Source organism: Acinetobacter sp. YH12097, from assembly GCF_013419225.1.
In the GTDB taxonomy this organism is placed as follows: domain Bacteria; phylum Pseudomonadota; class Gammaproteobacteria; order Pseudomonadales; family Moraxellaceae; genus Acinetobacter; species Acinetobacter amyesii.
In genome coordinates this window covers 22,224-29,481 of the sequence record NZ_VPAN01000038.1, presented here as the reverse complement: position 1 = coordinate 29,481, position 7,258 = coordinate 22,224, and the positions used below count along the sequence as shown (strand labels likewise).

Here is a 7,258-nt window from a genome sequence, read left to right as displayed (position 1 = left end):
AAAACCTTCAAAATTCTTGCTGAGCGATATCGCAATCGAGGCAAAAGACTAGCATTAAGATTCAATCTAATTGCTGGAATTTATAACTTGGAGCTGAGTGAAAAATGACTTATGAAAGAAATCTATTATTTATTTAAAATATAAACAAACTTAGCCCATTGTTCCAAAACCATCACTATAGCCGTCATAACTTTGCGCCAAAAAATGCAGTTTTCTTTCAATTTCTATTACATTTTCAAAAGATGGAATAATGACTTTAGAACACTCGCAAGTCCAACTCCTATCTTCATCATCTTGATATATCGACGCTTTAAAACCCATATTAAAGACTTCTTGTGAGATTTGAATTGCCGCCCCTTGGTTGGGCAACCAAAGCTGAAAATCAAATAGACGAGGTTGAGTTAAATCAAGTCCCGCATTGGACATTCTATTTAGTGTATTAAGTGTTGAGGCTTCATCAATTTCGTTTTGCATAAAGGGGGGATCTTTTTTGTTATTTGTGATGAAAAATAGCAAATCAATGCAAGAAATCAAGTGATTAAAGACCAGTGGCATATAATTTTAGAAAGAAGTGCTGATGCTTTAAGATGTTAAAAAAACAGTCAAACCCAAGCAAAACAGTTCAGAAATCCTCAACTTCCTGTCATACTAGGCAGTCATCAAATGGATACTTTGAATAGAGGTAATGAGCGTGATTTCAGTAGGTATTGTCGGCGGTACAGGTTACACAGGTGTTGAATTACTGCGTATTTTACTGCGACACCCCAATGCAGAAGTAAAAGTTTTAACTTCGCGTACTGAAAATGGCCGTCGTGTGGATGATATGTTCCCAAGCTTGCGTGGACATACAGACCTTTGCTATTCAGATCTAAATATTGAAGAACTAAAACAATGTGACGTTGTATTCTTTGCGACGCCGCACGGTGTTGCAATGAAACACGCTGAAGAATTGGTTGCTGCAAATACTAAAGTGATTGACCTTGCTGCTGACTTCCGCTTGCAAGACTTAGCTCAATTTGAGAAATGGTATGGCCTAGACCATGCATGTCCAAAGCTATTAAAAGAGTCAGTTTATGGTTTATCAGAATTAAATCGTGAAAAAATTCAAAAGGCTTCAGTGATTGGTAACCCAGGTTGTTACCCAACAACTGTTCAGCTTGGTTTAGCGCCAGTATTAAAAGCTGAAGGATTAGTGAAACCTGAAAGCATTATTATTGATGCAAAATCAGGTGTGTCTGGTGCAGGTCGTAAAGCCAGCCTAGGTATGATCTATTCTGAAAATGCAGATAACTTTAAAGCTTATGGTGTAGCGGGTCACCGTCATCATCCTGAAATTGTAGAAGCCTTAGAAAATATTTCAGGTCAAAAAGGTGTGTTTAACGAAATTTTATTCGTACCGCATTTAGTACCTATGATTCGTGGCATGCTCAGCACAATCTACATTGATTTGACTGACGCAGGTGCTTCTGCGGATTTACAAAGCATATATGAACAGTTCTATGCCAATGAGCAGTTTGTAGATGTTATGCCTGCAGGAAGCTCACCTGAAACACGTACTGTGCGTGGTGCGAACCAATTACGTATTGCGATTTGCAAACCTCAGCCGAAAAAATTAGTGATTTTGGTGGCTCAAGACAACTTGGTGAAAGGTGCAGCAGGTCAAGCCGTACAAAATATGAACTTGATGTTTAGTTTTGCTGAAAATGCAGGACTTCAAGGCATTGGTTTATTACCATAAGAAACGATTTAAAACTTCACACACATTTAAAACTGGATTTAAATGTGTGCCTTGAGTGAACTAAAAATAAGAGATGACGATGTCGAATACAGAATCTAATTTCAAGTCAGAACCTGAAAACAGTGAAAAAACGCCTTTTATGAAGACGAATATGCCACTGGCGATTGGTGCAGTTGTACTTGCATTGAGCAGCGGTTTGCTCGGATATAGTATCGGTCATCGTCAGGGCTTAACAGTGGTCGGTTATGATGCAGATGCAGAACAACTGGTTGATGTGGTGCAAAAGCAAAAAACTGAATTAGCAGGCCTAAATAAAAGTTTGAATGCGGCAATCCAAGAGCGTGATGTCGCTGTAAGTAATTCAAATGATTTATATTTGGCAGTTAAAAAAGCACGTGATGATCAAGAATTAACCGGTAATTTAGGTGTTTTGTATCGTGAAGTATTACGCCAACGTGGTGGTATGCCTCTTGCGGTACAACATTTAGCGATTAAACCGTTACCTGAAAATGCGTATGAATACCAACTTGATCTCGTTCAAGTTAGCCCGTCAAAAAGTAATGTATCTGGAAGTGTTGAGCTGCGTCTAATTAAGGGTACAGAAGTACTTGCAGTGCCTTTAGAAGACAAAAACTTTAACTTTAGCGAAAGTGAGCGACTCACTGGACGTTGGACCATGCCAAAAGGCTTTAGTCCAGACTTTATTGAAGTGCGTTTAACCGGTTCTAAACCCGTTATTCGCCGTTTTAGCTGGTCGAAAGGTCAGCCTGTTGAAAATCAATCTGCCTTCCTTTCAGAAATTCCTCAAACTGAAGCAAGTGCAAACTAAGTGTGAAACCTAAATCCTATGCGAACCAATAAGCGTCAAACGTGTTTATCTGACATTAAAAATTCATTTTACCAATCTGGTTTAGTGGACTGGCATCTAAACCCGACTCTCAGCCAAGGTACGCAGGATGATGGTGATTCAGACATTCAAGTATTGACTGCGCCACCTGAGTTAAAGCGTCCTCCTATGTATGCTGTCGTTTTAATGAACGATGATTACACCCCAATGGACTTTGTAATTGAAATTTTACAACAATACTTTGCTTTGAATCTTGACCAAGCCACTCAAGTAATGCTAACTGTACATTATGAAGGAAAGGGTGTTGCAGGGGTTTATCCGCGAGACATCGCAGAGACTAAAGCAAATCAGGTCAATAATTACGCTCGGTCGCAAAGTCATCCATTACTTTGTCAGATTGAGCCAAAAGATTAATAAGGGGATTACATGCTCAGTCGTCAATTAGAAGTATCACTACGTTTGGCTGTCAGCATGGCTCGTCAAAAGAGACATGAATTTTTGACGGTAGAACATTTATTATTGGCTTTACTGGATAATGATTCCGCAGTTAATGCATTGAAAGCATGTGGCGCAGACATTATTGTGCTTCGCAAAGAACTTGAAGAATACGTAGAACAACATACCCCTAAGCTTGGCGAAAATAGCGATCAAGCACCACATCCTACAGAAAGTTTTGATCGTATTTTGCAGCGTGCAATTTTCCATGTGCAATCGAGTGGAAATGACCGCACTGTAGAAGGTGCAGACATTTTAGTTGCGATGTATTCAGAGCGTGATTCATTTGCGGTGTATTTACTTAAACGCCATCAAATCAACCGTTTGACATTAACGCAGTATTTGTCTCATGGCACACGTAAAGATGAAGTCCAAGCCGAAGAAGAAATCGAAGAGCTCGATGGTGAAAGCACTACGTCTTCAAATTCTGGCCCATTAGAGCTTTATACGACCAATCTCAATGTTGAAGCTCAAAAAGGCAAAACAGATCCACTGATTGGTCGTGAAAAAGAGATTGAACGTACAGCTCAAATTCTATGCCGTCGCCGTAAAAACAACCCACTTTTGGTGGGTGATCCGGGTGTAGGTAAAACTTCGATTGCTGAAGGATTGGCTTGGCTCATTGTAAATGGTAAAGCACCTAAACCGCTTGAAAATGCAGAAGTGTTTAGCTTAGACATTGGTGCTTTAGTCGCTGGAACTAAATACCGTGGTGATTTTGAAAAGCGTTTAAAACAACTGCTAAATGCCTTGAAGAAAAAGCCCGAAGCTATTTTATTTATTGATGAAATTCACATGATCATCGGCGCAGGTTCAAGTATGGGCAGCACGATGGATGCATCGAACCTCATCAAACCAGCTTTGGCGAATGGTACTTTACGTTGTATCGGTTCAACGACTTTCCAAGAATACCGTCAAGTTTTTGAAAAAGATCATGCATTATCTCGTCGTTTCCAAAAAATTGATGTCAATGAACCATCTATTTCAGAAACGATTGATATTCTGCGTGGCTTAAAAGGCAAATTTGAAGAATTCCATCATGTGAAATACGAAGATCAAGCATTGGTTTCTGCGGTTGAGCTTTCAGCGAAATTTATCAATGATCGTTTCTTGCCTGATAAAGCCATTGATGTGATTGATGAAGCTGGTGCGCAGCGTCGTTTAAAAGCTGAGCAAGATGATACGGTCATTTCAGTTGAAAACATTGAAGATATCGTATCGAAAATTGCACGTATTCCACCGAAAACAGTCTCTAAAGATGACAAGAGCGTTCTTGAAAATCTAGAGCGTGATCTGAAACGTGTGGTGTTCGGTCAGGATGAAGCGATTGAAGCGCTTGCATCTGCGATTAAATTATCTCGTGCAGGTCTTAAAGCACCAGATAAGCCAGTGGGTAATTTTGTCTTTGCGGGTCCTACAGGTGTGGGTAAAACTGAAGTCACTAAGCAATTGGCGAAATTATTAGGCGTCGAGCTTGTACGTTTTGATATGTCGGAATACATGGAGCGTCATGCAGTATCTCGTTTGATTGGTGCGCCTCCGGGTTATGTCGGTTTTGATCAAGGTGGTTTGCTGACTGACGCGATTCATAAAAATCCGCATTGCGTACTTTTACTAGACGAAATTGAGAAAGCACATCCGGATGTTTTTAATTTGTTACTGCAAATTATGGATCATGGTTCATTAACGGATAATAACGGTCGTAAGTCTGACTTCCGTAACGTCGTGTTAGTACTGACTACCAATATTGGTGCAGAATCAATTTCACGTGTGAGCATTGGTTTCATGGACCAAGACAACAGTAATGATAACCAAGACGCGATGAAAAAAGCCTTCTCTCCGGAGTTCCGTAACCGTTTAGATGGTGTCATTCAATTTAAAGCATTGCCAACAACGGTCATTGAAAGTGTGGTTGATAAGTTCTTAACAGAGCTTCAGGCACAGTTAGATGATAAGAAAGTGGTTCTTGAAGTGGATCAAGATGCACGCGAATGGATGGCAGAGCAAGGATACGATCGCTTGATGGGCGCTCGTCCAATGCAGCGTTTAATCCAAGAGCATTTGAAAAAACCACTTGCTGAAATGATTCTGTTTGGTGAGCTTGCGGAACATGGCGGCAATGTTGCTGTTTCAGTGAAGAAAGAAAATGGTAAAGCTGTGGGCTTAAAACTCGAAGTGTTTGAAGACCAAACCGCTGAACCTGCATAAGTAATTTATTTAACGAAAACCCGTGCTTGCACGGGTTTTTTATATTTCTTCTACGCTAGATTTGGATTTTTCTATGATGGACATAGCATTTACAAAAGTGCTGACCACATTTGGTTTATTTGCACTAACAGCATTGATGGAAATTTTAGGCTGTTACTTCCCATATTTGATTTTAAATCAGCAAAAATCGCAGTGGTTATGGATTCCAACAGCGCTTGCATTGGCTGCATTTGTTTGGTTATTGACGTTACATCCAGCAGCTTCGGGTCGTATCTATGCAGCCTATGGCGGAATCTACATTTTTTCTGCGTTACTGTGGTTGCGTTTTGTAGATCACGTAACTCTAACGCGATGGGATATGCTAGGTGGCATCATTGTATTAGTGGGTGCAGCTGTGATTGCATTACAGCCTCAAGGTTTAATTCGTTAAGTTAAAAAACATTGCAGAAGTTAAACCAAGAGCTATAAGAAATCAGATGTTTATTTAAATTTACATTCAGCATTGTGGATTTTTATTTCGTATTTCTGTTGAGGTGAAGATAAATCCATTTCTAATATATATGGATTTACACGTTGAAATTGATGCTCAAATAACAATTCACAATTTTGTAGAGAATTCTTTTTGATCAGTTGTTTGACTTGCTGTTGACCCACCGATTCTGCAAATTGTGTAAAGTCAGGTGTGGTGATAATTCCTTCGATCTCTATTTTATCTGCTGAAACTTCCATTTTTTCCATCAACATATTTTGGTCAACTTGATAAGGAAGAGTACGAGAGTCTTCGTCACTTATGGCAGAAAGTATTTCATCTAATGCTGTCTTATTTTTAATTTGATATGAAGCATCCAAAATTCCTTTTTTTACGAGGTATTGATCTAACTCAGTTGGAGATGCTGCAAATGTAACGGTGCTTAGGCCCAAAGAGACTAAAATTAAAAAGCGTTTTTGAATGTGCATATTTTAAATCACTTATAAAAGTTATGGTTTTATTAAAGCATGCAAAAACAAAAAAAGCACCCGAAGGTGCTTCATTTATCTAAGTAAAACCTTAGTCTTTTTTAAGATTTTCGTTAATTAAAAATTCAACAAGTGCTTTTTGTGCATGTAAACGATTTTCAGCTTCATCCCAAACCACGGCATTTTTGTGGTCAAGCATATTTTCAGAAATTTCTTCGCCACGATGCGCAGGCAAGCAGTGCATAAATAGGCAGTCAGCGTGAGCAAGATCCATCAGGCGTTCATTCACTTGATAATCTGCAAACGCTTTTTCACGAATTTTTTGTTCTTCTTCTTGGCCCATACTTGCCCAAACATCTGTCACGATTAAATCTGCATTAACTGCAGCATCTTCTGCAGAATCAACAAGTTCAACACAGTGTGCAAATTCAGATAAAAATTCTGCTTTAGGTTCATAGCCCTTAGGTGCGGCGATTTTTAATTTAAAGCCCCACATATGAGCTGCTTCAATATATGAGTTACACATATTGTTGCCATCACCAATCCAAGCAACCGTTTTACCTTCAATAGAGCCACGGTGTTCAACGAATGTTTGAACATCGGCAAGTAATTGGCAAGGGTGGTGATCATCTGTTAATGCATTGATGACAGGAACTTTTGAATAAGAAGCAAAACGTTCAACAATGTCATGACCAAAAGTACGAATCATCACAATATCAAGCATGCTTGAAATCACACGTGCAGAATCTTCAACTGGCTCGCCACGACCTAATTGAGAGTCGCGAGATGAAAGGAAAATTGCGCTACCACCAAATTGGCTCATTCCTGCTTCAAACGATACACGTGTACGGGTGCTCGATTTCTCAAAAATCATGCCCATGACTTTACCAACGAAAGGTTGGAAAACTTCATTGTTATGCTGTTTGCGCTTGAGTTCGATACCGCGCTGTACAATTTGGTTAAGTTCTAAAGTCGATAAATCGCGTAAAGTTAGAAAGTGACGTAGAGCCATT

8 protein-coding genes and 1 pseudogene are annotated in these 7,258 nt (G+C 39.4%); 6 read left to right on the top strand and 3 right to left on the bottom strand.

Annotation, left to right across the window (positions count from 1 at the left end):
• Positions 1 to 108, top strand: a pseudogene (locus FTU37_RS13635) (IS5/IS1182 family transposase); the annotation flags it as partial.
• Between the two features lie 42 nt (positions 109 to 150).
• Here the strand turns inward: FTU37_RS13635 and FTU37_RS13630 are convergent.
• Positions 151 to 474, bottom strand: a complete 324-nt coding sequence (locus tag FTU37_RS13630; RefSeq protein WP_078188644.1) for a ribonuclease E inhibitor RraB — start codon at positions 472 to 474, stop codon at positions 151 to 153.
• 211 nt (positions 475 to 685) lie between these two features.
• On the opposite strand from FTU37_RS13630, the gene argC reads away from it, so the two are divergent.
• The 5 genes from argC to FTU37_RS13605 all read left to right on the top strand — a co-directional run bounded on the left by argC (position 686) and on the right by FTU37_RS13605 (position 5,718).
• Positions 686 to 1,738 carry an N-acetyl-gamma-glutamyl-phosphate reductase gene (gene argC / locus FTU37_RS13625; protein ID WP_171525969.1) on the top strand — a complete coding sequence of 351 codons (1,053 nt, stop codon included), beginning with the start codon at positions 686 to 688 and terminating at the stop codon, positions 1,736 to 1,738.
• A 79-nt stretch (positions 1,739 to 1,817) separates the two neighbouring features.
• A complete protein-coding gene (locus FTU37_RS13620) occupies positions 1,818 to 2,567 on the top strand; it encodes a hypothetical protein (protein ID WP_078188642.1) in 750 nt (249 codons plus the stop codon).
• Between the two features lie 18 nt (positions 2,568 to 2,585).
• Positions 2,586 to 2,999: an ATP-dependent Clp protease adapter ClpS gene (clpS, locus tag FTU37_RS13615; protein ID WP_078188641.1), complete on the top strand. Its 414-nt coding sequence runs from the start codon at positions 2,586 to 2,588 to the stop codon at positions 2,997 to 2,999.
• 12 nt (positions 3,000 to 3,011) lie between these two features.
• Positions 3,012 to 5,288 carry an ATP-dependent Clp protease ATP-binding subunit ClpA gene (gene clpA / locus FTU37_RS13610; RefSeq protein WP_078188640.1) on the top strand — a complete coding sequence of 759 codons (2,277 nt, stop codon included), beginning with the start codon at positions 3,012 to 3,014 and terminating at the stop codon, positions 5,286 to 5,288.
• Positions 5,289 to 5,364: 76 nt separating this feature from the next.
• A complete protein-coding gene (locus FTU37_RS13605; RefSeq protein WP_180124496.1) occupies positions 5,365 to 5,718 on the top strand; it encodes a YnfA family protein in 354 nt (117 codons plus the stop codon).
• Between the two features lie 50 nt (positions 5,719 to 5,768).
• On the opposite strand, the gene FTU37_RS13600 is transcribed toward FTU37_RS13605, so the two are convergent.
• Positions 5,769 to 6,245, bottom strand: coding sequence for a hypothetical protein (locus FTU37_RS13600; protein ID WP_180109203.1), 477 nt, complete (start codon positions 6,243 to 6,245; stop codon positions 5,769 to 5,771).
• 91 nt (positions 6,246 to 6,336) lie between these two features.
• Positions 6,337 to 7,257, bottom strand: a complete 921-nt coding sequence (gene argF, locus FTU37_RS13595; RefSeq protein WP_078193464.1) for an ornithine carbamoyltransferase — start codon at positions 7,255 to 7,257, stop codon at positions 6,337 to 6,339.
• Position 7,258: the final 1 nt, after the last annotated feature.

Excerpts from the sequence above, each read along its gene's own strand:
- FTU37_RS13630 (WP_078188644.1), bottom strand. The coding sequence starts at position 474 with ATGCAAAACGAAATTGATGAAGCCTCAACACTTAATACACTAAATAGA.
- argC (WP_171525969.1), top strand. The coding sequence starts at position 686 with ATGAGCGTGATTTCAGTAGGTATTGTCGGCGGTACAGGTTACACAGGT.
- FTU37_RS13620 (WP_078188642.1), top strand. The coding sequence starts at position 1,818 with ATGTCGAATACAGAATCTAATTTCAAGTCAGAACCTGAAAACAGTGAA.
- clpA (WP_078188640.1), top strand. The coding sequence starts at position 3,012 with ATGCTCAGTCGTCAATTAGAAGTATCACTACGTTTGGCTGTCAGCATG.
- FTU37_RS13600 (WP_180109203.1), bottom strand. The coding sequence starts at position 6,245 with ATGCACATTCAAAAACGCTTTTTAATTTTAGTCTCTTTGGGCCTAAGC.
- argF (WP_078193464.1), bottom strand. The coding sequence starts at position 7,257 with ATGGCTCTACGTCACTTTCTAACTTTACGCGATTTATCGACTTTAGAA.
- FTU37_RS13605 (WP_180124496.1), top strand. The coding sequence starts at position 5,365 with ATGGACATAGCATTTACAAAAGTGCTGACCACATTTGGTTTATTTGCA.
- clpS (WP_078188641.1), top strand. The coding sequence starts at position 2,586 with ATGCGAACCAATAAGCGTCAAACGTGTTTATCTGACATTAAAAATTCA.